Genomic DNA, 25,857 nt, shown 5'->3' with positions numbered 1-25,857 from the left:
ATCACATTTTTACTTTAATTAGTATAATTCACTAGCTACCACCAAAAACTTAAGTACGATATGCACCTAATCCTAAATGGCGACTAATATAATGAGTAAGCGTCAGTAATTTGGGATTATTATGAGGTTCTTTTTTGCACTGGTTGTATTCTTTTGTTCATTTTCTCTATCAGCAACTTCGTGGGAAAAAGAGAGTCACCCTACTAGAAATTCACCCTCATCAATTGGAAGCTATGCCAATGGCTGTCTAGACGGCGCGCAGGCTTTGCCTATTAATGGTTTGGGGTATCAGATCATTCGCCCTCAAAGAGAGCGCTACTATGGCCATACAGAAGCTATAAAGTTTATTGAGAGGTTAGGAGTCACGACCAGCGAGAAGCTCAATACTAATTTATTGATCGGTGATATTTCTCTTCCCAGAGGAGGGCGCTTTTCTTCAGGTCATTCAAGTCATCAAACAGGGTTAGATATTGATATATGGCTAAGGTTAACCAGTAAGAGGTTGTCAGAGAACGAATTAGCTGTGCCTAAACCTGTGAGCGTTGTGGATCTTACCAACTACAAATTGCGTGAATCGAATTGGACCGATGATCATTTTCAAGTTATTCGTTATGCGGCGAAAGATGAAAAAGTGGTGCGTATTTTTGTTCATCCAGTGATCAAGCAAACCCTTTGTGAACAAGAAAACTCTGACGCTAATGATAGAGCTTGGTTAGGCAAAATAAGACCTTGGTGGGGACACCACTCCCACTTCCACGTTCGTTTAAAGTGTCCTGAAGGCAGTTCAAACTGCATAGCTCAAGCGAGCCCTCCTAAAGGTGACGGTTGTGGAGATGAACTTGCAAGTTGGGCTCCAAAGACTGTTCCAGTTCCACCTCCTAAAAAAGTAGCGAAAACTAAGAAAAAGAAAAAAGTTAAAGTGATGCCAAGTCAGTGTTTGGCCTTGATATCGAATAAGTAATCCTGTTCATCGAGGCTTTTTACAGTGGTACTGCCACTGGTTTTTTCGACTCTAAAACTGGAGAAATATCACACTTTTGTCTAGAGTTTATAAACACGAGATTAAGAACATCGTTTGATATTAATAAAAGCAATAACGGTATCAGCAAGGGCGATGGCGAATTTGACAAGGTTTGGTCAGGGATTGAGTGTTTTGGGGTGAAAGATGCGGCTTATATGCAGTATGCGAAATCAGAGTCTGATACCCGTCGATAGATAATTCAAGGATAAGACTATGACTATGATTTGTGCGAAGGAATTTTCAGAATGGTTAAGACATAGGTTCAACGCTGAAAGCTCGGGTATTTCAATTTCAAGAGATGACATCAATCAGCTAACAGGCAGACAACGTTTAGACCCTAGTTTCGTAAATGATGTTCACTATGAATTGATGCAGTATGGAATGGCATTTGTGACCGATACCAGCAGGGAAAACTTTTATCTTGTTCCTATAGCTCAATCAATAAACTGGCGAGAACGACTCGAATATCAATTTGAAAAAGAGCTCTTCTGCAATATTTATCCAATCGGAAAATCAGGATGAAAAAAAAGGTTCAACTTATGGTTAAGTTGAACCTTTCTTCTTTTAGGTCAAGCCTTGAATGATAACAAACTTCTCAAGTAGCTCGTCATCAGTTTCAATATGGTTTGGGTCAGTGATGATGCATTTTGTAATCGGACACACTGACTGGCATGTTGGCTTTTCATAGTGACCTTTACACTCTGTACATAAATCAGGATCGATCTCGAAGATGCTGTCGCCCATAGTGATTGCACCATTTGGGCATTCAGGATCACACATATCGCAGTTTATGCACTTGTCAGTAATTAACAGAGCCATTATTTTCTTCTCAAGTAAGTCGCTTAAGTAAAAATTATTTGCCTGATGCGTTACGTGTATCTTGGCCTTCGCTCAAGTTACGCATCAGCAAGCCGTACTCTAGATCTAGATCTGCTGGTACAGGAATAAATACAAAGTGACCGTTACCTTTCGCATCGTCGACCGCTTCAGATTTGCGGTTTTCCATAACTTCTAGTTTGAAAACAACGTTACCTTTCGGTGTCATCATTTCTAAGCTGTCGCCTACTAGGAACTTGTTCTTCACTTCTACTTCCGCTAGGTCACCACGGCGCTTACCTGTGAACTCACCAACAAACTGTTGAGTGTCAGAGATAGAGTAACCGTACTCGTAGTTTTGGTATGTATCGTGTGTATGGCGACGTAAGAAGCCTTCAGTGTAACCACGGTGAGCTAGGCTCTCTAGTGTACCCATTAGGCTTTCATCGAATGGTTTGCCTGCCACTGCATCGTCAATAGCTTTACGGTAAACCTGAGCAGTACGTGCACAGTAGTAGAAAGACTTAGTACGACCTTCAATCTTCAGAGAGTGAACACCCATCTTCGTTAGGCGCTCAACGTGTTGGATTGCACGAAGGTCTTTTGAGTTCATGATGTAAGTACCATGCTCATCTTCAAACGCTGCCATTTTCTCTTCTGGCTTGTGTGATTCAGAAAGCAGAACCACTTCGTCTGTTGGTTTACCAAGGCCTAGTGTGTTGTCTGGACGCTCATCTTGAACTTCAATGTCTTGCGTTTCTACTTCTTGAATAGCAACACCAGTAGGGTTTGCTTCAACGATCTGACCGTTTTCGTCTTCTTTCGCTGCTTCTGTTTTGTATTCCCAGCGGCAAGCGTTGGTGCAAGTACCTTGGTTTGGATCGCGCTTGTTCATGTAACCAGAAAGCAGACAACGGCCTGAGTAAGCCATGCAAAGAGCTCCGTGAACAAAGATCTCTAGCTCTGTTTCTGGGCAGTGTTCGCGAATCTCTTCGATCTCTTCAAGCGATAGCTCACGAGATAAGATCACACGCTCAACGCCTTGAGTTGACCAGAACTTAACGGTCGCCCAGTTTACTGCGTTTGCTTGAACAGAAAGATGGATTGGCATTTCAGGGAATGCTTCACGAACCATCATGATAAGACCAGGATCTGACATGATAAGCGCGTCAGGGCCCATGTCTACAACTGGTTTGAGGTCGCGAATGAATGTTTTTAATTTAGAGTTGTGCGGCTGAATGTTACATACAACATATAACTTTTTGCCTTGAGCATGAGCTTCATCGATACCGATTTGTAGGTTTTCGTGATTGAACTCGTTGTTACGAACACGAAGGCTGTAACGTGGCTGGCCTGCGTATACTGCATCTGCGCCGTAGGCGAATGCGTAACGCATGTTTTTGAGGCTTCCTGCCGGTGATAATAGTTCAGGTACAAATGGTTTTTGTGTAGTCATTGCTTCGTTCTCTAATCTGATCTCAAGTCAGGTTGATACCACCAAGTGATATCAAAGGGGCGCAAATTTTACGCTAAAATGAGTCTGGTTGATAGCCCTAAAGATAGCAATGATATTAAGAAGAGAGTGAAGGGATAAATATACAGCGGGAAATGTAGGGAAAATAAGCTCAGGCACGGAGCACCTGAGCTTTGGAGATACCGATTAAGCGTTCGGTTGAGTTAATCCACCTAGTGATTCGAATAGATTCGGAAGGAACACGCTGAACTCACCACATAGCAATGAGAAATCTGCATCAAAGCGTGCAGCTTGGTCCTCACGGGGAATATCGTCGTTCTCATCTTTAAGTTCATCGCTGAACTTCAGGCGTTTGATACTGCCGTCTTCAGCAAGGATGAATTCAATGCGATCTTGCCAGTTGATAAGCAGCTTAGTTACCACTTTATTTGCTTCGATGTGGTTTTTAATCTCGTCGGCTTCTAGCTCTTGTTTTTTAACTCGAACAATACCACCGTCTTCTTGAATCGACTTAAGCTCAGCTTCATCAAGCATTGTAATGCCTTGAGGTGTATCACCTGATTTAACCCACTCGGTTAGAGTCGTTTCAATCGCTTGCTCAGGAATAGCTGGCACGACTGGTAGGCTACCCATTGTTTTACGCAGCAGAGCTAACACGTCTTCTGCTTTTTTGTAGCTGCTTGCATCAACAACAATGAAGCCTTCTTTTGGCATGATCAGCGCGTATGTGAAGTTACTGCGGCTGAATGCGCGAGGAAGGAGATCAATGATGATGTCTTCTTTGAGGCTGTCTTTCTCTTTCTTTTTAAGAGGAGTGCCAGACTCAGCTTCGAGTGTTTCGATTTTTGCATTCAGTGACTCTTTAATCACAGATGCTGGTAGCATTTTCTCTTCTTTCTTTGCACAGATGAGAATGCGGTTCTCTGATACGTGCGTCATCATATCGCCATGTTTACCCATTGCGTGCACCCAACCAAATTTCTGTTTGTCTTGGCTACCACAAGGAGTAAAGCGGAATTCTTCAAGTTGTTTCTCTAGCTGATCTGCGTTGAAATCAATATCACGGTTGAAGCGATAGACTAGGCAATTTTTAAACCACATATATTTTTCTCATACCTTTTTAGAAGTGCCTCATGATATGAGATCTAATTCGATTTGTCCTTAGCTCTGTATCAAAAGTTATAAAGTGAAACGTTTGAGACAGTTATATGAAAATTTGTTTTCAAAGGTCACAAAAGTGTCATAATTAACTCAGATAATGCAATGCGTTGATTAAATACAAAGGCTATTCAATTATGTCGAGAAGGATTCTGGTCGTTGAAGATGAAGCACCTATTCGTGAGATGCTGTGTTTTGTACTTGAACAAAAAGGCTACCAAGCAGTAGAGGCTGAAGATTACGATACAGCGGTAAACAAGCTATGTGAACCTTTCCCAGATCTAGTATTACTAGATTGGATGCTACCTGGTGGTAGCGGGATAAACTTTATCAAGCACATGAAGCGTGAAGAGTTAACTCGCAACATCCCAGTGGTGATGCTAACAGCTCGTGGTGAAGAAGAAGATAAGGTTCGCGGTTTAGAAGTTGGCGCTGACGACTACATTACCAAACCGTTTTCGCCAAAAGAGCTTGTTGCTCGCCTTAAAGCGGTGATTCGTCGTGTAACACCAACGGCATTGGAAGATGTGATTGATGTACAGGGCCTTAAATTAGACCCAGTATCACACCGCGTGACCGCAAGTGAAGGTCCAGTTGATATGGGACCAACAGAATTCAAAATGCTGCATTTCTTTATGACGCACCAAGAGCGTGTATACAGCCGAGAGCAGCTGCTTAACAACGTTTGGGGTACCAATGTTTACGTTGAAGACCGAACGGTTGATGTACATATTCGACGCCTGCGTAAAGCGCTTGAGTCTGCAGGTCACGATAAGCTAATCCAAACGGTTCGTGGCGCTGGCTACCGTTTTTCTACAAAGGCTTAATGTGGCTTCGCTGCCCAGTTTACGGAGTCCTGAATGGTTGAAAAGTTAACCTGGAAAAAGCTGGCTTGGGAGCTGGCTTTTTTTTACGCACCATGGGTTTTAGTCGGATGGATATTCGGTTACCTACCTTGGTTACTGCTGGCTGCTACGGTATTGCAGCTCGGCTGGCATCTACACAACCAAATGCGTTTGTCCGCATGGCTGTGGGATGAGAAGCGTCTAACTCCACCTTCAGGCTCTGGGAACTGGGAATCTCTGTTTAACGGTATTTATCGTATGCAGCAGAGACAGCGTCGCAAACGCAAAGAACTGACTAACCTTATCCGCCGTTTCCGTAACGGTGCAGAATCGCTTCCCGATGCCGTTGTGGTATTTCGCGGTGAAGGCAATATCGTTTGGTGTAACAAGCTAGCTCAGTATTTGCTGGGCTTTCGTTGGCCAGATGATTCAGGTCAACCGATCTCGAATTTGATTCGTACTCCAGATTTTATTAAGTACCTTAATAAGCAAGATTTCTCTGAGCCATTAGAGATGCCTTCTCCATTGAATGTGGAGCGTATGCTCGAGCTGCGTATTGTGCCGTATACCGAGGGTGAACACCTGATGGTGGTACGTGATGTGACCCAGCTTAAGCAGTTAGAAGGCATGCGCCGTAACTTCTTCGCTAACGTTTCTCATGAATTGCGTACGCCGATGACCGTCCTTCAAGGTTACCTTGAAATGACCGAAGATCCAGACATGATCGTTGGCCCAATGTGGACCAAGGCGCATGGCGTAATGACTGAGCAGCTCAATCGAATGAACAGTTTGGTTAATCAACTACTCACGCTTTCGAAAATTGAAGCGGCGCCAATGCATGAGTTGGATGAAGTGGTCAACGTTCCGGCGATGCTTGAGGTTCTTGAGAAAGAAGCGGCGAGCCTTAGCGGTGAGCGCGAACATAAGCTTGAGTTTGATATCGATAAGAGCCTACGAGTTCTTGCCGATGAAGACCAATTGAGAAGTGCGATATCGAATTTGGTTTATAACGCGGTTAAATACACACCCGCAGGTGCAACGGTCAAAGTGCGTTGGTATCAAACCAGCCAAGGCGCGTGCTTAGATGTGTCAGATACTGGTGATGGTATTGAGCCTCAACACTTACATCGACTCACAGAGCGCTTCTATCGTGTAGATAAAGCCCGCTCTCGTGATACCGGTGGTAGTGGTCTTGGATTAGCGATTGTAAAGCATGCGCTTAGCCACCACGATTCACATCTCGAAATTCAAAGTGAAGTGGGCGTCGGCAGTCGTTTCCATTTTACTTTACCAAATCGACTGACCGTATCATGAGTTGTTCGATACGCAGGATGCATTTTCCAGTCAGCTCATTATTAGCGTTTGCTTTAGTTAACCCTGTGCATGCCGAACAGGGTGTCGATTCTCTTCCTGATTATTCTAAGGTTCCGGGAATTTCTGGGAGCTTATTATCGGTCGGTTCGGATACCTTAGCGGGTATGACGACGTTATGGGTGGAAGAGTTCAAGTCCTACTACCCAAATGTTAACGCTCAAGTCCAAGCATCGGGTTCTTCTACTGCTCCTCCAGCCTTAACCGAAGGGACTGCACATCTAGGGCCAATGAGTCGTCCGATGCGCCTGCGAGAAATTGAAGCATTTGAAAGGGAGCATGGATATAAGCCAACAGCACTGCGAGTTGCTATCGATGCGATTGGGCTTTTTGTGCATCGTGATAACCCTATTGAGGGGCTTAACTTTCGTCAGATTGATGGCATTTTTTCTGAGACATTACGCTGCGGAGCAACAAGGCCTCTCAATAACTGGCAAGATCTCGGAATCGATCAGCCATGGGCGAAACATCGATTCCAATTGTTCGGTCGCAATTCTGTATCGGGGACTTATGGATACTTCAAACAGAATGCACTGTGCGGCGGTGACTTTAAAAATCGTGTGAATGAGCAACCTGGTTCGGCTTCAGTCGTTCAGTCGGTCGCTTCATCCATCAGTGGGATTGGCTACTCAGGTATTGGCTATCGTGTCGCTGGCGTTAAGTTAATTCCTATTGCTGAGCATGGTTCTGATTATGTAGAGCCGACTCGAGCGAATATCTTGAGCGGTGATTACCCTCTATCACGCTTTCTTTACGTATACGTGAACAAACACCCAGATAAACCGCTTTCTCCCGTTGAAAGAGAGTTCCTCACTTTTGTGTTCTCAAAGCAAGGACAAGAACTTGTAGAGAAAGATGGCTATTTAGCGATACCGTCTGAGTTCGCAGAGCAAGAATTGGCAAAAGTCGGGCTCTAATTCAGGCTACGACAAACTTAGAAAAAAACGTATGAACAGCTTGCGCGTCGCAAGCTGTTTTTATTTTGACTGTTCGTTATTTTAGCTGCAACGACCATTCTGCATTTTTCCAACGTTGTTGCTCTTCTCTGAGCTCATAATCAAGCAGTTGGTTTTGGGCCAACCAATCGCTGTTAGTTCCTTTCAATTCCCAGTTATCCTGTTGTTCAATCGTTAGAGTCACGTCTGGGGCCAGTGCTTGATTTCGCTGACGGTTGAGTAAGATAGCGAGTCTCAATATACGAATCAGCAGGGTGACTTGTTGCTGAGTAAACAGAGAAAGTTCCGGCAAATCTTGTAGTTTGAGCGCTTTTCTTTGATAGCGAACCAATGCTGATATAAGGCGTTGTTGCTCAGTATTAAAGCCTGGCATTGTCGTATGCTTAAGCAGATAAGCCGAATGGCGGTGATAGCCTTGGAATGCAATGCTTTGTCCTACCTCATGAAGTACTGCAGCCCAACCAAGCAGATCATACAGCTCATTAGTGACCGCAGTTGTCACTTGAGGCTGTACTTGTTTCAGCAATGAAAGAGCGAGCACTTTCACTTTCTCGCCATGAGTTACGTCTACATGGTATCGAGAGACGAGCGTTTCGGCAGTTCTTGTTCGAATATCAATATCTTTAAACCTATCCTCCATGTCATAAAGAACGCCTTCTCTCAGGGCACCATCAGAAAAATGTAACTCCTTGATGTCTAGCGTATCCATTGCTGCTGAAAGAATGGTGACGCCTGCAGCAAACACAGGCTTTCTCTCATCACTTAAGCCTGAAAGGTTTACGGTGTTGGATGATGAAAACTCACATAAGTGATTCTTTAAATAGGACAGGCGTTGGGGCGTAATGAGACCATCGGTGAACCCTAAGCCAATGAGTACTTCTTTTATTGATTTCGTGGTACCAGATGAGCCAAAAGCGATTTCCCAAGGGGCTTTTGTGTATTCTTCAATCAATGGCATCAATAGACGAGTAGCTGCGGTATAAGCATCTGAGAAGTGTCGTGAAGTTAGCCCTTCGTCAGCAAAGAAACGTTGAGTGAAGTTGACGCATCCCATCGGTAAACTGCGCATAATTAGAGGAGTAAAGCCTTGTCCGGCGACGAGTTCCGTACTCCCTCCACCGATATCAATAACCAACTTAGATTCAGAAGCGGTTTGAGTGTGTTCTGCTCCGTTATAGATTATTCGAGCTTCTTCTTGACCGGAAATGATCTCTATTGGAAAAGGAAACAGTGGCTTGGCTTGCTCTAAGAAGTCTTTAGCGTTTTTGGCTTTTCTTAGGGTATGAGTCGCAACAACTCTGACATCATCAAGCTCAAAATCCGCCAGTCGTTCTGCGAACACCTTGAGGCATTCTAGGCCTCGCTCGATAGCGCTTTCAGATAGGACGTTACGTTCATCCAATCCATCACCTAATCTCACTTTCTGTTTGTGTCTGCTGACTAATTGCAGGTGTTGATCGAATACTCGGGCAACCACCATGTGAAAGCTGTTCGAACCCAAGTCGATAGCGGCAATACATCGAGAATGTTTGTTATCAATTAGCGGCATGATTTCTTCTCTTGTTTGTACTTCTTGCGAGCAAGTTTCTCCATACGTTTAATATAGTGGTAAGTGGAGAGTTGTGACGTCGGGTAATCAAGTAGGTTTGCTGGTGGTTGTGTGTAAGAGTTGCTCATCGCTTGGTCTAGCACTCGAGCTTTGTTGCTGTCATCGAAATGAAACTCGGTGATATCGATAATGGTTTGCTTGATCTTTGGATCTAAAATTGGAGCTGCAACTTCGATGCGGTGATCAAAATTTCGTGTCATCCAGTCAGCGGAAGATATATAGACCTTCGGCTTTCCAGCGTTACCAAATATCATCACTCTCGGATGTTCGAGGAAACGATCGACCACACTGACTATCTCAATATGATCACTGATGTTGGGTATGCCAGGGACAAGAGAGCACATGCCGCGAATGACCATTCTCACTTTTACATTGGCTTGGCTAGCCTGATAGAGCTTTTCAATGATCTCTCGATCGACCAAGTTGTTGAGTTTTAGAGTGATGCTTGCAGGTTTACCTTCTATCGCGTTTTGTATTTCATTATCTATCAATTGGTACAGACGTTTTCTAGTATTCTTTGGTGACACAATCAGTTGCTTGAACTGGGACTTTTGATAAGGGTTTTCAATATACTTAAAGACTTGTCTCACCTCTTGAGTCAAATCTTCATTCGCAGTGAGCAGAGAGAAATCGGTATACACGCGCGCTGTAACTTCATGGAAGTTGCCAGTGCCAATATGGGCATAATGCTCGGTATGCTTGCCTTCTTTTCGTTTGATGAGCAGCAACTTGGAATGGATCTTCAAACTTGGGATGCCATGGATGACTTTTACACCCGCTTCTTGAAGTTTCTTGGTCCATTGAATGTTGGCTTGCTCATCAAAGCGTGCTTGCAGCTCGACAACCACAGTGACCTTTTTGCCATTGTGCGCCGCATCGATGATTGAGCTGAGGAGTTTTGAGCCTTCCGCAACACGGTAAACGTTTATTTTGATGGAGGTTACCTTCGGGTCAAAGGAAGCCTGCCTAACCAGTTCAGTGATGTGACTAAAGGTGTGATAAGGATAATGCAGTAAGATGTCGCGAGCTTTGATCGCTTCGAAGTAGTTTGGGTAATGGCTGAAATGCGCGCACTTAATCGCGGGTAGAGGACGATTAACTAAATCACGTCGGTTAAGGCTTGGGAACTCAGAGAAATGTTTGAAGTTATGATAGCGACCACCTGCGATGACACTGTCATAGTCAGACAGTTTAAGTCTGACTTGTAAGAAGTTGAGCATTTCAGTTGGCATTTCAGATTCATAGATCAGACGTATCGGCAGTGCCGTTAAGCGCTGTTCTAAACCTAAAGACATCGATTCTAATAGGTTATTTTCATTGTCCTCTTGCAGATCATAATCGGCATCACGTGTCATTTTTATCGCAAAACAACGCAATGAGTCATACTCAAAGAATCCTTTAAGTAAGTCATCCAAACAAAATCGAACTATATTATCTAACAAGATCAAAGTTGTACGCTGCGAACCCGAAGTTTCCGGTAACTTAACAAATCGAGGGAGTGCTTCTGATGGGATTTCGAGTAAGACATATTGAGATGATGCATCACGCTCGATGTCGATGGCTAAGTAACTTTGTTCATCTTTGAGAATATTAAGTAACTGGCTATCTTCGTTCAAGAGAATCGGAGTTAAGTGTGGCAGCACTTTTTTCTTAAAGTACTTTTTTATCCAGCCACTTTGTTCTTCGCTGATTTGTTGTTCGTTGACCAGAAAAATACGATTGCGTACCAATTCCAATAGCAAGTCGTTATACAGTTCATGGAATTGAGCATCGAGCTTGCTTGCTTTGCTCTGCATTTTAGTCAGTAGGCTTTTCGGCGAGTTGGAGGTTAGCTGTGGATCTTGAAGTAAGATCTTTCGCTTCACATCAGCAAATCGGACTTTGTAAAACTCATCGAGGTTTTTCGAGTAAATACCTAAAAAACGAACTCTTTCGATTAAGGGGACTGACTTATCTGCCGCTTCTTGGAGCACTCTTTCGTTGAAGGATAACCAGCTAAGTTCTTTTGTGACATAGTCTTTTTCCATCGAGATGAGAATCCTTGAGTACTGGCTATAGAGCTGATTACTTTAAATTAGAATGGCAAAATTCACAAAATCTATGATCTTACTTTAAGAAATATGGCTAACAAACTTGTTATTAGTTTCAGTTGTTTAACGTAACTTGTAATATAATTGTCATCTAACGTACATATTATGTCAGTAGCTAAAAAAAGGTAGATAAACAGATGGCATCAGCCCAATTTTCATTGAAAGAGCGCGACAAAAAAAGATGGTTGAAAGATCGTCTCGTCCGTTTTTCGGTGACATGTGGCGCGGTCAGTGTTCTAGCTGCCCTAGTATTGATCTTTGTTTACTTGGCGATGGTCATTTTACCGGTATTTTCTGATACTGGTTTAGAGACAGACCAAGCTGTAAAGACCGTTGCCGTAGAAAAACCTATCGTCTTATCGGTTGATGAATACGGTCAGCATGCATTTACTATCGAAAAATCTGGTTTGGTACAGTTTTGGGATTTAGAGTCTCAAAATACACACTCTTACTTTGAGCGTGATGTTGTAGCCAACCCCATCGCCTTTTCTCGAAATACCCCATCAGAAAACTGGTTTGCCTTTGCCGACAGCGCAAGCAACCTTACTTTTTTCTATCCTGAGTATAGTGCGCCTGTGCTGCAAAAGGGCAGTGAAGCCGATCCTAAAATTGAGCAAATTGATCTCCCAGAACCATTTTTAAATGATGAACCCTCAAATGGGGCGACGATCGAAAAATTCGCGTTCTCTAAGAATGGACGTGGTATCACGGTTGCCGCTCAGCTAAGTGACCAACGAGTCTTAGTGAAGTGGTACCAAAGTGATGTTACGGGTCAGTATGTTTTTCAGAAGAGCCAATGGTTATCGGATAAGTTGGGCTTGCAGCAACAGTTGTTAGTCACACCTGATGGCCAAACTTTATATCTCCGAGCCCAATCGGATTTAGTGGTTTTGAAGCTATCAGATAGCGGCTTCAATGTTCGTGAAGTGATTGATCTTAGCTTAAATGATGCGAAGCACTCGGTGAAAAGTATCGATTTACTGTCTGGAGCTTATTCACTGTTGGTTACGCATGAGGACGGACAGGTTTCTCAGTGGTTCGATGTACTCAAAGATGAAAAGCGTAGCCTGACCCATATTCGAGACTTCCAACTTGCTGAACAAGTGCAATTTATTTTGCCTGATACTTATAGAAAGGGTTTTTATAGCTTCTATAAGAACGGCACATTACAAAGCCACTATACGACCAGTGAAAAACTGTCGCTGTTCGAGCGTGCATTTGATAAATCACCACAATTAGCGGCTATGTCTGCCAATGAACTGCATCTGGCGACGCTGATTGATGGCACCATCAGTGTGGCTAAAGTCGACAATGAATACCCACAAATATCATTCTCATCGCTTTGGCAAAAGGTCTGGTATGAAAGTTACCCTGAGCCGCAATACGTTTGGCAATCAACGTCGGCGAATGATGACTTTGAAGAGAAATTCAGTTTAGTACCTATCACATTCGGTACTATCAAAGCAGCTCTGTTTGCGATGATGTTTGCCGTGCCGGTTGCTGTGCTCGGAGCTATTTACACCGCTTACTTCATGTCTCCACGCATGCGAAGAGTGGTGAAGCCTTCGATAGAGCTGATGGAAGCTCTTCCAACCGTGATCATCGGATTTTTGGCTGGGCTTTGGTTTGCTCCAATCGTTGAAACACATTTAACGGCTGTCTTCTCATTAATGGTGTTGTTACCTCTGAGCACACTGTTGACTGGACTTGTTTGGTTCTGTTTACCGAAGAGGGTAACGGGTCGCTTCTCTAACGGTTGGCATGCTCTGATATTGATTCCGGTATTGGTGATTACAGTGGTTGCGGTGTTTGCTGGTGGAAACAACATTGAAGCTTTGTTATTTGGTGGTGATATTCGTACCTTTTTGGCTAGCTATGGTATCGACTTTGACCAACGCAATGTGCTAGTGGTTGGTTTTGCTATGGGCTTTGCGGTCATCCCAACGATTTTCACTATTGCTGAAGATGCTATTTTCTCTGTACCTAAACATTTGTCTGATGGGTCATTAGCGTTGGGTGCGACGGCGTGGCAGACGCTTATTTATGTGGTGCTATTGACGGCGAGTCCAGGTATCTTTTCTGCGGTTATGATGGGCCTAGGGCGAGCAGTTGGTGAAACCATGATCGTCTTGATGGCGACAGGTAACACCCCAATTCTTGACTGGAATATTTTGGAAGGGATGAGGACGTTATCGGCAACGATTGCTGTTGAGCTGCCAGAATCAGAAGTGGGTGGTTCTCATTTCCGCTTGCTGTTCTTGGCTGCACTCTTGCTGTTTATCTTTACATTCGCGGTGAACTCAGTTGCTGAGTGGGTTAGACAAAGACTGAGAGATAAATATCGTGCGCTGTAGTTTTAAAGGTTTGCCTCAATGTGTATCAATGGCTTTTAGTGGCTTGACTAGCGTGTCTCTTGATCTTTGCAGCTCCTTGATTTCAGCACGTCAACAGCAAGGTCGATCATGATGAACAAACTGAAGTCATTATTATCTTGGGTTAAATCGGGATCTCCGTGGATCTGGCTTACGGGCGGGGCGGTGAGCATCAGTATGCTTTCTGTTCTTGGCCTAATGCTGCTGATTGGTTGGAAGGGCTTAACCTATTTTTGGCCCGCACCTTTGTATCAATGGCAAGTTGACTCCAAAGACTTATCGCTAGTGGTCGATCTTGACGAAACCGTATCAAAACAAGATGTATTGGTTGGTCAGTTATATGAACGAAAATACATCCCGATAGAGCAAGTTCCACAAGTCCATGATCTCTTGTCACCTCAAAATTTGTCGACTGGGCTAATACAGCGCTTAAGCATCAAAGTTGCCAACAGAGAACTGTACCCTGCGGACTTTGTTTCTATTCTGGATGTTAACTTACGTGAACCCACCACCCCGCTTGATTGGGTTGTGATTGAACGAAGTCGAGGTGGCTACTTCTTTGGTAAGCCGGTGGGTTTTAAAACTGCTTCTGGCACTTTTGACTCGAACATAGACCAAAAGCTCGAACAAGGTTTGGCGTTCGCTGATACGTTACGTAAAGAAACGTCGCGTGTTGTGAACCAAGAAATACGCAATATCAGCTGGCAATTGGAAAACCTGCGCTTAGAAAAGCGTAAGCTTGAACTCAATGAGTCAGTGAGCGATGAATACCTTACAACCTATACTCAAACTAAACTGGAATTAAATCGCCAGTTGGATGAAGCCGAAGTTAAGCTTGAGCACCTTAGAACGCAGCTTAATGTCGAAAGCTTGCTGGTTGAGGATATGACAGGCGAGCTGGTCGAGATCTCGCTAAGTCACATTCTGGATTATTGGTACCCGAATAATATGTCTTACCTAGAAAAGGTTGGGCACTGGGGCAAACAAGTTTGGAAGTTCTTATCAGAGAATCCGCGAGACTCAAACTCTGAAGGCGGTGTGTTTCCTGCGATCTTCGGCACCGTTTTGCTGGTTATTCTCATGTCGATCGTCGTGATGCCGCTTGGCGTGGTCGCTGCGATATATCTTCATGAATACGCAAAAAACAACGCACTAACACGTTTAATTCGTATCGCCGTGATTAACTTGGCGGGTGTACCCTCGATCGTGTATGGCGTTTTTGGTTTAGGTTTCTTCGTCTATACCATTGGTGGCTCGATTGATACGTTGTTTTATGCAGAGCGATTACCCGCTCCGACATTTGGTACGCCGGGTCTACTTTGGTCAGCACTAACCTTAGCGGTCTTGACGCTTCCAGTCGTTATCGTAACCACTGAAGAGGGCTTAACGCGCATTCCTAGTGCAGTGAGGCACGGTTCATTAGCGCTTGGTGCGACTCAATTTGAGACGCTTTGGCGCATTGTTTTACCGATGGCAAGCCCAGCGATTATCACTGGTTTAATTTTGGCAATCGCGAGAGCCGCGGGGGAAGTTGCTCCACTCATGCTGGTGGGTGTTGTGAAATTAGCATCCAGCTTGCCAGTTGATGGTCAGTTCCCGTACCTACACTTAGACAGAAAGTTCATGCATTTAGGCTTTCATATCTATGATGTTGGTTTTCAAACATCTAATATCGAAGCGGCACGACCTTTAGTGTATGCGACTTCATTTTTATTGGTTACGGTGATTGTTGGGTTGAATTTAACAGCCATCAATATCCGTAATAACTTGCGTGAAAAATACCGAACCTTAGGACAAGATTAGATGTTCTCGATTAATGAAACCTTGGGTTACCAAGCACCACTTGATGTTCACAACCTGAAGGATGAGCAAATTGCTATCTCGATTGAAGGGCTAAATCTTTACTATAAAGAGAGCCAAGCACTTGATGATATCTCGATGCAGATCCCGAAGGGGCAGGTGACGGCGTTTATCGGCCCTTCTGGCTGTGGTAAGTCGACTCTGCTGCGCTGCATTAATCGCATGAACGATCTTGTTGAAGGCTGTAAGGTTTCCGGGAAAGTGAAGCTTCATGGTAAGAATGTCTATCATCCCAAGGTAGATGTCGCGACCTTACGACGCCGTGTTGGTATGGTATTCCAGCGTCCAAACCCTTTTCCTAAATCTATCTATGAGAATGTGGTTTATGGCTTGAGGCTACAAGGCGTTAGCAACAGCCGAGATCTCGATGATGCGGTTGAACGCTCTCTGCGTGCTGCTGCGTTATGGGATGAAGTGAAAGACCGTTTGCATGAGAACGCTTTTGGTTTATCTGGCGGTCAACAGCAGCGTTTGGTTATCGCTCGTGCGGTTGCTATTGAGCCTGAAGTGCTTTTGTTAGATGAGCCGACATCGGCACTGGATCCTATTTCTACTTTGACGATTGAAGAGTTGATCAACGATCTAAAAACGCAATACACAGTGGTGATTGTTACCCACAACATGCAACAAGCCGCGCGTGTAAGTGACCATACTGCATTTATTCATATGGGAAAATTGATCGAGTACTCAGATACGGACTCAATTTTTACGTCTCCATTGAAAAACCAGACGGAAGACTACATTACTGGTAGATATGGCTAACCTCTACAAAGGTGTCATCTAGAGCTAAGTCACTCTACAAAAATGGCTTTCTTCATTTCTTTCAAGGAGCAAGTATGCATTTCGGTCGCCACATTTCAGGGCAATTCAATGTCGAGTTAGAGTCGATCCGTACTCATGTATTGACCATGGGCGGGTTAGTGGAGCAGCAACTCTCGTTTGCAATGCAGGCGCTTCATAAAGACGATGTTGAATTGGCCAAAAAAGTGATTCGTGATGACCACAAAGTGAATGCGATGGAAGTGTCGATTGATGAGGCGTGTACTCGAATCATTGCAAAGCGTCAGCCGACAGCGAAGGATCTGCGTTTGATTATGGCGATCATCAAAACCATTACCGATCTGGAACGTATTGGCGATGTTGCTTCTAAAATTGCGCAAGGTGCTATTGAGATCCCTTCAACCAAAGAGCAGAAATTCCACGTATCTTTAGAGCCTCTTTGCCGTCAGGCTATCACCATGCTTCACCAAGTATTAGATGCTTTTGCTCGTATGGATGTTGATGCGGCAGCTGAAGTTCACAAGCTTGATGATAAGTTGGATGCGGAGTACGAGGCCGTTATTCGTCAGTTAATGACCTATATGATGGAAGACCCTAAGAACATCCCTAATATTTTGCAGGTGATGTGGTCAGCTCGTGCGATTGAGCGAGTGGGAGACCGCTGCCAAAATATCTGCGAATACATTATTTACTTTGTGAAGGGTAAAGATGTACGTCACCTAGGCGATCAAAGCCTTGATGACGCACTCAAATAGAGCTTATCTTTAGAAGCTAATTATTGCACCAAGATTGAAATTGACCGTTGTGTCGTAAGGCACAAAGGTTTTGTTGTGATCAAAAATATTCATATTAACACCAGCACGTAATCCAAGCATTGGTGTCGCTTGGTAAACGTAGGCCCCGCCTAGGCTTATACCATGTGTTGTTTTCTCTTCTACTTCGCCTGAGCGCGTTTTCGTACCGTCATAACTTGCCACGCCAATTTCAGCCTGAAAGCCGTGGATTTGGTTTCTTCCAAACATGTTTTGCTTCGTAACAGGTTTAAATCAAGAGAGCTGAATAAGTCTTTAGCCATATCTATCCATGAAAATTTTCTGCGCTATTAAATCTAATATACGTCAGTCAGTTAGATTAGTCAGCGAGGTTCTCTGGATTTATGCTGGCGACTATTGCCCTAAGCGGTGAGGGCGGCTCTCACATCAGATATCTTACTCGCATCTGTCACTGGGATCTGATAATCATCAATATTATCACTGCCCATTTGAGCACTTGAGTTGTTTTCCATTAGACTCGGCCTTGTCGATTTACCTGAAAGGTGAAGAGCAGGTACTTGGGTAGCGCTTTGAATCATTTTGGCATTCGCAGCGTTAACGCCAGCCCCCGCCATGATATCAATTCGTCCATCGGCTTGTTTGACCATTGCAGCCAATACATCGATACCTTGCTCAGCATTAGCAGCAAGCCCTGATGTCAGGACTCTTTCGCATCCAAGTGTAATGATTTGTTCTAATGCTGCTTGGAAATCAGAGCTTTGATCGATGGCTCTGTGGAAGGTAATCCCAAGCTTTAACGAGTGCGCTTTGTCAGCCAGTTGTTGCATCTTTGGCATATCAATACTTCCGTTCGGCGCTAACACACCAAGTACGACCCCATCCAATCCTGCATTTGCGCAAGCTTCAATATCTTCAAGCATACAGAGCATATCGTCGTTATCGAAAATGAAGTCGCCTTGTCTTGGGCGTATCATAGCGTAGACCGGAACCGACGAAACTATTGCCGCTTGTTTCATCATTCCGAAGCTTGGAGTTAATCCGCCAAGTGCTAATGAAGAGCAAAGCTCAATTCGATTCGCGCCACCAGATAGTGCGGTATGAAGAGATTCTAAGTTATCGATACAGACTTCAATTTCGGTGTTCATCGTGTTTATCCGTTCAAAAAGATACTGATGAAATAATAGCAATCTAGGTGTGATTCTGAATAGATGGGGATAAGGGAAAATAGAGGTAAAGTTTAGGTTTATCGCTACCTCAATTATCTATTACAAGAGTCAGTCTAGGGGAGCGAGGAGGGGGAAAACAAAAAGCCCGAAGCGTTAACTTCGGGCTTTTAATAGGACTTTACTTCTTAACTGATTGGCGGTGCGCTTTGCGCTATTAGCTTATGCTTTATGTCTCTTTAAAGAGAATCTTCCAACCATTAACCCGCGTTGAGTTCGGGCTTAAGAGGTAATTACTTGCTTAGGTCGTCAGCGTGCTCAGATAGGAATGCTGCAACACCTTTTGGAGATGCGTCCATACCTGATTTGCCTTCTTCCCATTGTGCAGGACAAACTTCACCGTTCTTCTCGTGGAAGTTTAGTGCGTCTACCATGCGTAGCATTTCGTCGATGTTACGACCTAGTGGAAGATCGTTAACTACTTGGTGACGTACAAGACCGTCAGCGTCGATTAGGAAAGAACCACGGAAAGCAACGCCTGCTTCTGGGTGCTCAACATCGTATGCTTTGCAGATCTCGTGCTTAACGTCAGCAATTAGAGGGTATTTAACTTGACCTATACCGCCATCAGCGATAGCAGTGTTACGCCATGCGTTGTGAGAGAATTGAGAATCGATAGAAACACCGATTACTTCAACGCCTTTAGCTTGGAAATCTTCAAGACGGTTGTCGAAAGCGATTAGCTCTGAAGGACAAACGAAAGTGAAGTCTAGTGGGTAGAAGAAAACTACAGCTTTCTTACCTTTAGTGAATTCTGCGAAGTTGAAGTTATCAACGATCTCACCGTTACCTAGAACAGCTGCTGCAGTAAAGTCAGGGGCTTGACGACCTACTAGTACCATTTTGGAATCTCCTAAAAAATTAGTTGGCCCAACACATCTTTGTTTGGGCTCCGTTTCTACGGGACAAACTATAGTACAATCGGTACTATAGAAAAAAGCGAATTAAATAGATTAAGTTAATCGAAAAAAGCGATAAGCTTATTCTTTGTCCTGTCCTTAGGTCGAATGACCTTTACCTAACTTATCCTACTCATATTACAAAGTAATTTCATGAATAAATGGCCAAGTCTTAAGCAACTTCACTATCTTGTTACTCTTCACGAAACTCGTCATTTCAGTGATGCCGCAGATCGCTGTTTCGTCAGTCAATCTACGCTAAGTAAAGGCATTCAAAACCTAGAAGAGCTGATTGGTTGCCCGCTTTATGAGAAGAAAGATAAAAAGAGCCCGCTAGTTTTCACGCAAGCAGGTGAGCTGGTGGTCAAGCACGGTCGAGAGCTACTAGCGAAAGGACAAGATCTCGTAGAGCTTGGAAATCTATGTAACGGGGATGCGATGCAAGGGCAGCTGCGAGTCGGGTGTATTCCTACTATAGCGCCGTTCCTTTTGTGCGATTTGGTACAGGAAGCCAACCAGCGCTTTCCACAATTAAATTTGCTGTTACGTGAAGACACAACGACCAACCTATTGGCTGCGCTGCGTCATGGAGACTTAGATGTGCTGATTCTGGCTTTGCCTGTCGATATCGACAATATGGAAAGCCAAGTTGTTGGGCAAGACCCTTTCCGGATGGTGATCAGTCGCAATCAAGCTGATGGTATTCGCGTTCCGATTAAATACGATGACCTGCCAGACGAATCTGTATTTTTGTTGGAGAACGAGCATTGCTTAACCGAGCATGCTGTGTCGGCTTGTAAGTTAACGGATAAAGAGAAGATCAACCCGTTCACTGCGACGAGCCTTCACACATTGGTGCAAATGGTGGCCAATGGTTTAGGAACCACCTTTATTCCGCAAATGGCGATCGACCACGGTTTATTGGAAAACCAGAATCTCGTTGTGATCGATCCTCCTGGTCAGCAGGCCTACCGAGATATTGGCCTTGTCTGGCGACCAAGCTCTTCGCGTCGTGAGACATTCCATCAATTAGCGGATGTGGTATCTGAGCTTCTATAATAATCCGCTGCGACAACAATCCCTCTGAGCGGCTGAATTGGCCGCTCTTCTTTATATCAATTCCGAGCGTTACTCTACTTCTGCTTCTTCTGGCTCTACTTCTTCTTGCAGCTCCAGTAAATTGATCGCTATCGTGACAAAATCGCTGTCTGTAATAATGCCTACTAGTTCGTGGTTTTCTACGACAGGTAAACAGCCCACTTTATGTTTCTGCATGTAGATAGCCGATTCTTTTAATCCTGCACGCGGCTCTACCGACATAACACTTTTGTGCATGATGTCGTTGAGGGGAGTAGCAAGAGTAAAAGATTGAGCTTGTGGGATGTTTTGTAGGCTGGATTCTTGAGCGGCGAGAACGTCTCGTTGTGTGACGACACCTAGTAGTTTCCTGTCGGAATCGACGACCGGAATATGGCGGATATCAAGTGCTTCCATCATGTGCTTAGCATCGGCCAGTGAGTGTGAGCGCAATAGGGTATGAGGGTTGCGAGTCATCATATCTTCAACCTTGATCATACGAACCTCCTTCTTTTTTATTTGTTGCTATTACTATAGTTTTTTATCCAAAAAATAACTGAGATCTGACGCATTCTTGGGTGAGTTTTATGCAACTAATTCTTTAGCTTGAGGAGGTGAATCAGTCGCATTATTTTACGCCTCTTTACAATAATCCAGTGCTGTAAACCTTGCTATTGCGGCTCGTGTGCCTATACTAGCCCACTGCGAAATTTTTAGTCGTGTTTGCGATGTGTTTCTGGTAACGATTGACTTACCGTAACGATTATCCAGCAACTACGATTTATGATTCGTCAACGGCACAAATCTCATCAACTAAGACAAGACTAGACACATGCAAGTTTCAGATTTTCACTTTGACCTACCAGATGAACTCATTGCTCGCTACCCTCAAGAGGAGCGTACAGCAAGCCGCCTGCTTAAATTAGATGGCAACAGCGGTAACCTAGCTGATGGTTCGTTTAAAGACGTTTTAGACTTGGTTGAGCCAGGCGATCTTGTTGTTTTCAATAACACTCGAGTGATTCCAGCTCGTGTATTTGGTCGCAAGGCATCAGGCGGTAAGCTTGAAGTGCTGGTTGAACGTATGCTTGATGAGAAAAGCATTCTTGCGCATGTTCGTTGTTCTAAATCACCGAAGCCGGGTACCAAGTTGTTCCTTGGTGAGAACGATGAATATGAAGCTGAAATGGTGGCGCGTCACGATGCGTTATTCGAAATCCATTTCACATCTGATCAAAGCGTTTTAGAGATTCTTAACAGTGTTGGTCACATGCCACTGCCTCCTTACATCGATCGTCCTGATGAAGATGCAGATAAAGAGCGCTACCAGACTGTCTATAATGAAAAGCCGGGTGCGGTTGCAGCGCCAACAGCAGGCCTTCACTTTGATGACAAGCTAATGGCTGACATGAAAGAAAAAGGTGTTGAGTTTGCTTACGTGACGCTTCATGTTGGTGCTGGTACGTTCCAGCCAGTAAAAGTTGATAATATTAACGATCACCACATGCATGCTGAGTACGTTGAAGTGCCGCAAGAAGTGGTTGACGCCGTAGCTGCAGCAAAAGCCCGTGGCGGCCGTATTATTGCTGTTGGTACAACATCAGTACGCTCACTAGAAAGTGCAGCTCAAGATGCATTGAAGAAAGGCACTGAGCTCGTTCCTTTCTTTGGTGATACAGAAATCTTCATCTTCCCTGGCTATGAATACCAGTTGGTGGATTGCTTGATTACCAACTTCCACTTGCCAGAATCAACACTGATTATGTTGGTGAGTGCATTTGCTGGCTACGACAATGTGATGGGCGCATACGATCACGCAGTGAAGAGCGAATACCGTTTCTTCAGCTACGGCGATGCTATGTTCATCAATAAGAAAACGAGCTAATTTAAGCAGGTTTAAGCGATACAAAAATTTACGGGTGCTAGCAGTAAGCTAGGAGTCGGGCAGGGTGTCTGTCTAATCTCTCGCAAGGAATACGCGACCGCTCCTCATAGAACCCACTAGACTGAACTTTTGTTTGGCCTAAGGTTCTGAATTAACAGTCAGATTGTTTCTCTGGCATATTGGAGGCTTCGTGAAATTAAAATACGAACTTAAAAAAACTAATAGCGGCGCACGTCGTGGTCAACTTCAGTTTGAACGCGGTACCGTTGAAACCCCAGCATTCATGCCTGTAGGTACTTACGGTACTGTTAAAGGTATGACACCTGAAGAAGTAAAAGACACAGGTGCTGAAATCCTATTAGGTAACACATTCCACCTATGGCTACGTCCTGGTCAAGAAATCATGAAAATGCACGGTGACCTGCACGATTTCATGAACTGGCACGGTCCTATCCTGACTGATTCAGGCGGCTTTCAAGTATTCAGCCTAGGTGCAATGCGTAAAATCACTGAAGAGGGTGTTCATTTCCGTAACCCTGTAAACGGTGACAAGATCTTCATGGACGCTGAGAAGTCTATGGAAATCCAAAAAGATTTAGGTTCAGACATCGTAATGATCTTCGATGAGTGTACGCCTTACCCTGCGACACACAAAGAAGCAAAAGACTCAATGGAGATGTCTCTTCGTTGGGCTGAGCGTTCACGTAACCACTTCGACAAACTTGAAAACCCGAACTCACTGTTCGGTATCGTTCAAGGTGGCGTGTACGAAGACCTTCGTGATGTATCCGTTAAAGGCCTAACAGAAATTGGTTTTGACGGTTACGCAGTAGGTGGCCTAGCAGTAGGCGAACCAAAAGAAGATATGCACCGCATTCTTGAGCACACATGTCCTCAACTGCCAGAAGATAAGCCACGTTACCTAATGGGCGTAGGCAAACCGGAAGACTTGGTTGAAGGTGTTCGCCGTGGTATCGACATGTTTGACTGTGTAATGCCAACGCGAAATGCACGTAACGGCCACCTGTTTGTGACTGAAGGTGTGATCAAGATCCGTAATGCGAAGCATAAAACCGATACAACACCACTAGATTCAGAGTGTGACTGTTACACTTGTAAGAACTACAGCAAGTCGTACTTACACCATTTGGATCGTTGTAACGAAATCCTAGGTGCTCGACTGAACACGATTCATAACCTGCGTTTCTACCAACGAGTAATGTCAGACATTCGTCAGTCTATCGATGAAGACCGCTTTGAAGAGTTCGTTGCAGAGTTCTACGCAAGAATGGGGCGTGAAGTGCCACCACTAGGTAAAGAATCTTAGTATTTCTTTTTTGCGAGCCCTATCTCTCTTCCGAGTGATGGGGCTTGAAAATAAAGGGATGCGACCCAATTAGACAAACAATTACGAAAATATAAATAGAGGATGTTTTAAATGTTTATTTCTCAAGCTCACGCAGCAGCAGAAGGTGCACCAGCAGGCGGCGGTTTCGAAATGCTTATCATGCTAGGTATGTTCGCTGTGATCTTCTACTTCATGATCTACCGTCCACAAGCTAAGCGTGTTAAAGAGCACAAGAACCTTATGTCTTCTATGGGCAAAGGTGATGAAGTTCTTACAAGCGGCGGCCTAATTGGCAAGATCACTAAGATTGCAGAAGACAGCGACTACGTTGCTATCGAACTGAATGCAAACAACGAAGTAGTTATCAAGAAAGACTTCGTTACAGCAGTGCTACCAAAAGGTACTCTGAAATCTCTATAAACAGCTAGAGGATCCTCGCTGTGCTAAACCGTTACCCGTTATGGAAGTACCTGATGGTGGTGTTTACTATCGCCATCGCTGCGTTGTACGCACTTCCGAATATATACGGTGAAGATCCGGCAGTTCAAGTTACAGGGGCGCGCGGCGCCTCTGTAGATATGTCTACGCTGGATGCTGTCACCAATGCTCTTGAAGCTGAAAACCTTTCTACTAAATCCGTTGCTCTAGAAAACGGTTCCATTCTTGTTCGCTTTAACGATACAGACTCTCAAATTAGTGCTCGTGATGTCATCACTGAAGCATTAGATGAAGACGTAATCGTTGCTTTAAACTTAGCTGCTTCAACTCCTGATTGGCTTGAATCTATTGGTGCTGCACCAATGAAGCTTGGTCTTGACCTACGTGGTGGTGTTCACTTCTTGATGGAAGTGGATATGGACGCTGCGATGCAAAAGCTGGTTGGCCAACAAGAAGAAGCGTTCCGTAGCGAACTTCGTGAAGAAAAAATCCGTTACCGTGCAATTCGCCCATCTGGTAAAGATGCGGTTGAAGTGATTCTACGTAACGCCGAGCAGCTTGCTGAAGCGAAATCGCTACTGCAATCTAAGCACCAAGACATGACGTTTGTAGATTCTGAATCTAATGGTCGTTTTTCTTTGGTTGCTAGCTTCACAGAGGCTCGTCTTCAAGAAATCCGCAACTATGCGGTAGAGCAAAACATTACCATTCTACGTAACCGTGTTAACGAACTTGGTGTTGCTGAACCTTTGGTTCAACGTCAAGGCTCTAGCCGTATCGTAGTGGAATTGCCTGGTGTTCAAGACACGGCTCGCGCTAAAGAAATTCTTGGTGCTACCGCGACGCTTGAGTTCCGTGAAGTGGATAGCAGTGCTGACTTAGCCGCTGCCGCTTCTGGTCGTGCCCCTGCGGGTAGCGAAATCAAGCAAGATCGTGATGGTCGCCCTGTGGTACTTAAGAAGCGCGTTATCCTAGGCGGTTCAAGTATTACTGATGCAAGTTCAAGTGTTGATGAATATGGTCGTCCTCAAGTTAACATCTCGCTAGACAGCGAAGGTGGTAGCAAGATGTCTGCATTCTCTCGTCAGAATATCGGTAAGCTAATGGCAACGGTATTTGCAGAGTACAAAGACAGCGGTCGTAAAACACCGGAAGGTCGAGTTATCTTAAGTAAGCACGAAGAAGTGATTAACCAAGCGACGATTCAATCTGCGCTAGGCCGTAACTTCCGTATTACTGGTATTGACTCAACGGCTGAAGCTCATAACTTGGCACTTCTACTGCGTGCTGGTGCGTTGATTGCGCCTATCTCAATTGTAGAAGAACGTACGATTGGTCCATCTATGGGTCAGCAAAACATCGATATGGGTATCATGGCGATGGTTTGGGGTATGGCTGCTGTAATGCTGTTTACGCTGCTTTACTACCGTAGCTTTGGTCTGATTGCGAACGTTGCGCTAATGGCTAACTTGGTGTTGATTATCGGTATTATGTCGATGATTCCGGGGGCTACCATGACCCTACCGGGTATTGCCGGTATCGTATTAACGGTCGGTATGGCGGTTGATGCGAACGTTCTGATCTTTGAGCGTATACGTGAAGAGCTTCGAGATGGACGCAGTCCACAACAAGCGATTCACCAAGGTTACGCGAACGCATTCAGCACAATCGCCGATGCCAACATCACCACACTACTAACAGCAATCATTCTATTTGCTGTGGGTACGGGTGCTATCAAAGGCTTCGCGGTAACGCTGTCTATCGGTATCTTGACTTCAATGTTTACAGCTATTGTCGGAACACGTTGTATCGTGAACCTGATGTATGGCGGCAAACGCGTTAAAAAACTGTCGATCTAAGGC

Annotated in this window: 22 protein-coding genes and 1 pseudogene; 14 read left to right on the top strand and 9 right to left on the bottom strand. The window is 44.5% G+C overall.

From position 1 onward, the window contains the following. Nucleotides 1–121 precede the first annotated feature (121 nt). Nucleotides 122–961 carry a penicillin-insensitive murein endopeptidase gene (mepA, locus tag AB4482_RS07340; protein WP_017062537.1) on the top strand — a complete coding sequence of 280 codons (840 nt, stop codon included), beginning with the start codon at nucleotides 122–124 and terminating at the stop codon, nucleotides 959–961. Nucleotides 962–1,234: 273 nt separating this feature from the next. Continuing rightward, nucleotides 1,235–1,543: a hypothetical protein gene (locus AB4482_RS07335; protein WP_017062536.1), complete on the top strand. Its 309-nt coding sequence runs from the start codon at nucleotides 1,235–1,237 to the stop codon at nucleotides 1,541–1,543. 42 nt (nucleotides 1,544–1,585) lie between these two features. Here the strand turns inward: AB4482_RS07335 and AB4482_RS07330 are convergent, their stop codons facing one another. From AB4482_RS07330 to rdgC, 3 genes are all read right to left on the bottom strand, one after another. Beyond that, the gene (locus AB4482_RS07330; RefSeq protein WP_004735061.1) at nucleotides 1,586–1,840 is read right to left on the bottom strand and encodes a YfhL family 4Fe-4S dicluster ferredoxin; all 255 of its coding nucleotides are present in this window, start codon (nucleotides 1,838–1,840) and stop codon (nucleotides 1,586–1,588) included. Nucleotides 1,841–1,874: 34 nt separating this feature from the next. After that, nucleotides 1,875–3,293, bottom strand: a complete 1,419-nt coding sequence (gene yegQ, locus AB4482_RS07325; RefSeq protein WP_017062848.1) for a tRNA 5-hydroxyuridine modification protein YegQ — start codon at nucleotides 3,291–3,293, stop codon at nucleotides 1,875–1,877. Between the two features lie 204 nt (nucleotides 3,294–3,497). Then, nucleotides 3,498–4,412: a recombination-associated protein RdgC gene (gene rdgC, locus AB4482_RS07320; RefSeq protein ID WP_008223904.1), complete on the bottom strand. Its 915-nt coding sequence runs from the start codon at nucleotides 4,410–4,412 to the stop codon at nucleotides 3,498–3,500. Nucleotides 4,413–4,606: 194 nt separating this feature from the next. On the opposite strand from rdgC, the gene phoB reads away from it, so the two are divergent. Genes phoB through AB4482_RS07305 form a run of 3 tightly spaced genes read left to right on the top strand, consistent with a single transcriptional unit; the run spans nucleotide 4,607 to nucleotide 7,602 of the window. Continuing rightward, nucleotides 4,607–5,296, top strand: a complete 690-nt coding sequence (gene phoB / locus AB4482_RS07315; protein WP_004735064.1) for a phosphate regulon transcriptional regulator PhoB — start codon at nucleotides 4,607–4,609, stop codon at nucleotides 5,294–5,296. A gap of 33 nt (nucleotides 5,297–5,329) precedes the next feature. After that, nucleotides 5,330–6,628 carry a phosphate regulon sensor histidine kinase PhoR gene (gene phoR / locus AB4482_RS07310; protein WP_004740365.1) on the top strand — a complete coding sequence of 433 codons (1,299 nt, stop codon included), beginning with the start codon at nucleotides 5,330–5,332 and terminating at the stop codon, nucleotides 6,626–6,628. Beyond that, nucleotides 6,625–7,602 carry a PstS family phosphate ABC transporter substrate-binding protein gene (locus tag AB4482_RS07305; RefSeq protein WP_032548820.1) on the top strand — a complete coding sequence of 326 codons (978 nt, stop codon included), beginning with the start codon at nucleotides 6,625–6,627 and terminating at the stop codon, nucleotides 7,600–7,602. The genes phoR and AB4482_RS07305 overlap by 4 nt, the downstream gene beginning before the upstream one ends. A gap of 76 nt (nucleotides 7,603–7,678) precedes the next feature. Here the strand turns inward: AB4482_RS07305 and ppx are convergent, their stop codons facing one another. Beyond that, complete coding sequence (gene ppx / locus AB4482_RS07300; RefSeq protein WP_210447367.1) at nucleotides 7,679–9,190, bottom strand: exopolyphosphatase; 1,512 nt, start codon at nucleotides 9,188–9,190, stop codon at nucleotides 7,679–7,681. Next, nucleotides 9,181–11,277 (bottom strand): polyphosphate kinase 1, encoded by a 2,097-nt coding sequence (ppk1, locus tag AB4482_RS07295; RefSeq protein WP_017066137.1) that lies wholly within the window; start codon nucleotides 11,275–11,277, stop codon nucleotides 9,181–9,183. The genes ppx and ppk1 overlap by 10 nt, the downstream gene beginning before the upstream one ends. Before the next feature lie 200 nt (nucleotides 11,278–11,477). On the opposite strand from ppk1, the gene AB4482_RS07290 reads away from it, so the two are divergent. From AB4482_RS07290 to phoU, 4 genes are all read left to right on the top strand, one after another. Further along, nucleotides 11,478–13,694 carry an ABC transporter permease subunit gene (locus tag AB4482_RS07290; RefSeq protein WP_372131471.1) on the top strand — a complete coding sequence of 739 codons (2,217 nt, stop codon included), beginning with the start codon at nucleotides 11,478–11,480 and terminating at the stop codon, nucleotides 13,692–13,694. Between the two features lie 111 nt (nucleotides 13,695–13,805). Then, a complete protein-coding gene (gene pstA, locus AB4482_RS07285) occupies nucleotides 13,806–15,515 on the top strand; it encodes a phosphate ABC transporter permease PstA (RefSeq protein ID WP_048608162.1) in 1,710 nt (569 codons plus the stop codon). Next, the gene (pstB, locus tag AB4482_RS07280) at nucleotides 15,516–16,334 is read left to right on the top strand and encodes a phosphate ABC transporter ATP-binding protein PstB (RefSeq protein WP_009848269.1); all 819 of its coding nucleotides are present in this window, start codon (nucleotides 15,516–15,518) and stop codon (nucleotides 16,332–16,334) included. Between the two features lie 74 nt (nucleotides 16,335–16,408). Next, nucleotides 16,409–17,107, top strand: coding sequence for a phosphate signaling complex protein PhoU (gene phoU, locus AB4482_RS07275; RefSeq protein ID WP_009848270.1), 699 nt, complete (start codon nucleotides 16,409–16,411; stop codon nucleotides 17,105–17,107). A gap of 9 nt (nucleotides 17,108–17,116) precedes the next feature. On the opposite strand, the pseudogene AB4482_RS07270 reads toward phoU, so the two are convergent. From AB4482_RS07270 to AB4482_RS07260, 3 genes and pseudogenes are all read right to left on the bottom strand, one after another. Next, a pseudogene (locus AB4482_RS07270) lies at nucleotides 17,117–17,380 on the bottom strand (hypothetical protein); the annotation flags it as partial. A gap of 146 nt (nucleotides 17,381–17,526) precedes the next feature. Next, the gene (locus tag AB4482_RS07265) at nucleotides 17,527–18,270 is read right to left on the bottom strand and encodes a copper homeostasis protein CutC (RefSeq protein ID WP_017062527.1); all 744 of its coding nucleotides are present in this window, start codon (nucleotides 18,268–18,270) and stop codon (nucleotides 17,527–17,529) included. Nucleotides 18,271–18,581: 311 nt separating this feature from the next. Then, complete coding sequence (locus tag AB4482_RS07260) at nucleotides 18,582–19,190, bottom strand: peroxiredoxin C (RefSeq protein ID WP_017062526.1); 609 nt, start codon at nucleotides 19,188–19,190, stop codon at nucleotides 18,582–18,584. A gap of 210 nt (nucleotides 19,191–19,400) precedes the next feature. Between AB4482_RS07260 and AB4482_RS07255 the strand changes: the two genes are divergently transcribed. Continuing rightward, on the top strand, nucleotides 19,401–20,306 hold the full coding sequence (locus AB4482_RS07255) for a hydrogen peroxide-inducible genes activator (protein ID WP_017062525.1): 906 nt from the start codon (nucleotides 19,401–19,403) through the stop codon (nucleotides 20,304–20,306). Nucleotides 20,307–20,375: 69 nt separating this feature from the next. Here the strand turns inward: AB4482_RS07255 and AB4482_RS07250 are convergent, their stop codons facing one another. Then, nucleotides 20,376–20,822, bottom strand: coding sequence for a CBS domain-containing protein (locus AB4482_RS07250; RefSeq protein WP_017070674.1), 447 nt, complete (start codon nucleotides 20,820–20,822; stop codon nucleotides 20,376–20,378). Nucleotides 20,823–21,156: 334 nt separating this feature from the next. Between AB4482_RS07250 and queA the strand changes: the two genes are divergently transcribed. The 4 genes from queA to secD all read left to right on the top strand — a co-directional run bounded on the left by queA (nucleotide 21,157) and on the right by secD (nucleotide 25,854). Then, entirely contained in the window at nucleotides 21,157–22,209 is a 1,053-nt protein-coding gene (queA, locus tag AB4482_RS07245) for a tRNA preQ1(34) S-adenosylmethionine ribosyltransferase-isomerase QueA (protein WP_017062523.1), read from the top strand. 190 nt (nucleotides 22,210–22,399) lie between these two features. Continuing rightward, entirely contained in the window at nucleotides 22,400–23,536 is a 1,137-nt protein-coding gene (gene tgt / locus AB4482_RS07240) for a tRNA guanosine(34) transglycosylase Tgt (protein WP_017056177.1), read from the top strand. Nucleotides 23,537–23,647: 111 nt separating this feature from the next. Continuing rightward, nucleotides 23,648–23,977 (top strand): preprotein translocase subunit YajC, encoded by a 330-nt coding sequence (gene yajC, locus AB4482_RS07235; protein ID WP_010440492.1) that lies wholly within the window; start codon nucleotides 23,648–23,650, stop codon nucleotides 23,975–23,977. 20 nt (nucleotides 23,978–23,997) lie between these two features. After that, complete coding sequence (gene secD, locus AB4482_RS07230) at nucleotides 23,998–25,854, top strand: protein translocase subunit SecD (protein ID WP_081324517.1); 1,857 nt, start codon at nucleotides 23,998–24,000, stop codon at nucleotides 25,852–25,854. Nucleotides 25,855–25,857: the final 3 nt, after the last annotated feature.

The sequence above is a fragment of the Vibrio sp. 10N.222.55.C7 genome (assembly GCF_041473335.1).
In the GTDB taxonomy this organism is placed as follows: Bacteria; Pseudomonadota; Gammaproteobacteria; order Enterobacterales; family Vibrionaceae; genus Vibrio; species Vibrio crassostreae_C.
This window is presented reverse-complemented; position numbering and strand designations above follow the sequence as displayed.

Excerpts from the sequence above, each read along its gene's own strand:
- mepA (WP_017062537.1), top strand. The coding sequence starts at position 122 with ATGAGGTTCTTTTTTGCACTGGTTGTATTCTTTTGTTCATTTTCTCTA.
- AB4482_RS07335 (WP_017062536.1), top strand. The coding sequence starts at position 1,235 with ATGACTATGATTTGTGCGAAGGAATTTTCAGAATGGTTAAGACATAGG.
- AB4482_RS07330 (WP_004735061.1), bottom strand. The coding sequence starts at position 1,840 with ATGGCTCTGTTAATTACTGACAAGTGCATAAACTGCGATATGTGTGAT.
- yegQ (WP_017062848.1), bottom strand. The coding sequence starts at position 3,293 with ATGACTACACAAAAACCATTTGTACCTGAACTATTATCACCGGCAGGA.
- rdgC (WP_008223904.1), bottom strand. The coding sequence starts at position 4,412 with ATGTGGTTTAAAAATTGCCTAGTCTATCGCTTCAACCGTGATATTGAT.
- phoB (WP_004735064.1), top strand. The coding sequence starts at position 4,607 with ATGTCGAGAAGGATTCTGGTCGTTGAAGATGAAGCACCTATTCGTGAG.
- phoR (WP_004740365.1), top strand. The coding sequence starts at position 5,330 with ATGGTTGAAAAGTTAACCTGGAAAAAGCTGGCTTGGGAGCTGGCTTTT.
- AB4482_RS07305 (WP_032548820.1), top strand. The coding sequence starts at position 6,625 with ATGAGTTGTTCGATACGCAGGATGCATTTTCCAGTCAGCTCATTATTA.
- ppx (WP_210447367.1), bottom strand. The coding sequence starts at position 9,190 with ATGCCGCTAATTGATAACAAACATTCTCGATGTATTGCCGCTATCGAC.
- ppk1 (WP_017066137.1), bottom strand. The coding sequence starts at position 11,277 with ATGGAAAAAGACTATGTCACAAAAGAACTTAGCTGGTTATCCTTCAAC.
- AB4482_RS07290 (WP_372131471.1), top strand. The coding sequence starts at position 11,478 with ATGGCATCAGCCCAATTTTCATTGAAAGAGCGCGACAAAAAAAGATGG.
- pstA (WP_048608162.1), top strand. The coding sequence starts at position 13,806 with ATGAACAAACTGAAGTCATTATTATCTTGGGTTAAATCGGGATCTCCG.
- pstB (WP_009848269.1), top strand. The coding sequence starts at position 15,516 with ATGTTCTCGATTAATGAAACCTTGGGTTACCAAGCACCACTTGATGTT.
- phoU (WP_009848270.1), top strand. The coding sequence starts at position 16,409 with ATGCATTTCGGTCGCCACATTTCAGGGCAATTCAATGTCGAGTTAGAG.
- AB4482_RS07265 (WP_017062527.1), bottom strand. The coding sequence starts at position 18,270 with ATGAACACCGAAATTGAAGTCTGTATCGATAACTTAGAATCTCTTCAT.
- AB4482_RS07260 (WP_017062526.1), bottom strand. The coding sequence starts at position 19,190 with ATGGTACTAGTAGGTCGTCAAGCCCCTGACTTTACTGCAGCAGCTGTT.
- AB4482_RS07255 (WP_017062525.1), top strand. The coding sequence starts at position 19,401 with ATGAATAAATGGCCAAGTCTTAAGCAACTTCACTATCTTGTTACTCTT.
- AB4482_RS07250 (WP_017070674.1), bottom strand. The coding sequence starts at position 20,822 with ATGATCAAGGTTGAAGATATGATGACTCGCAACCCTCATACCCTATTG.
- queA (WP_017062523.1), top strand. The coding sequence starts at position 21,157 with ATGCAAGTTTCAGATTTTCACTTTGACCTACCAGATGAACTCATTGCT.
- yajC (WP_010440492.1), top strand. The coding sequence starts at position 23,648 with ATGTTTATTTCTCAAGCTCACGCAGCAGCAGAAGGTGCACCAGCAGGC.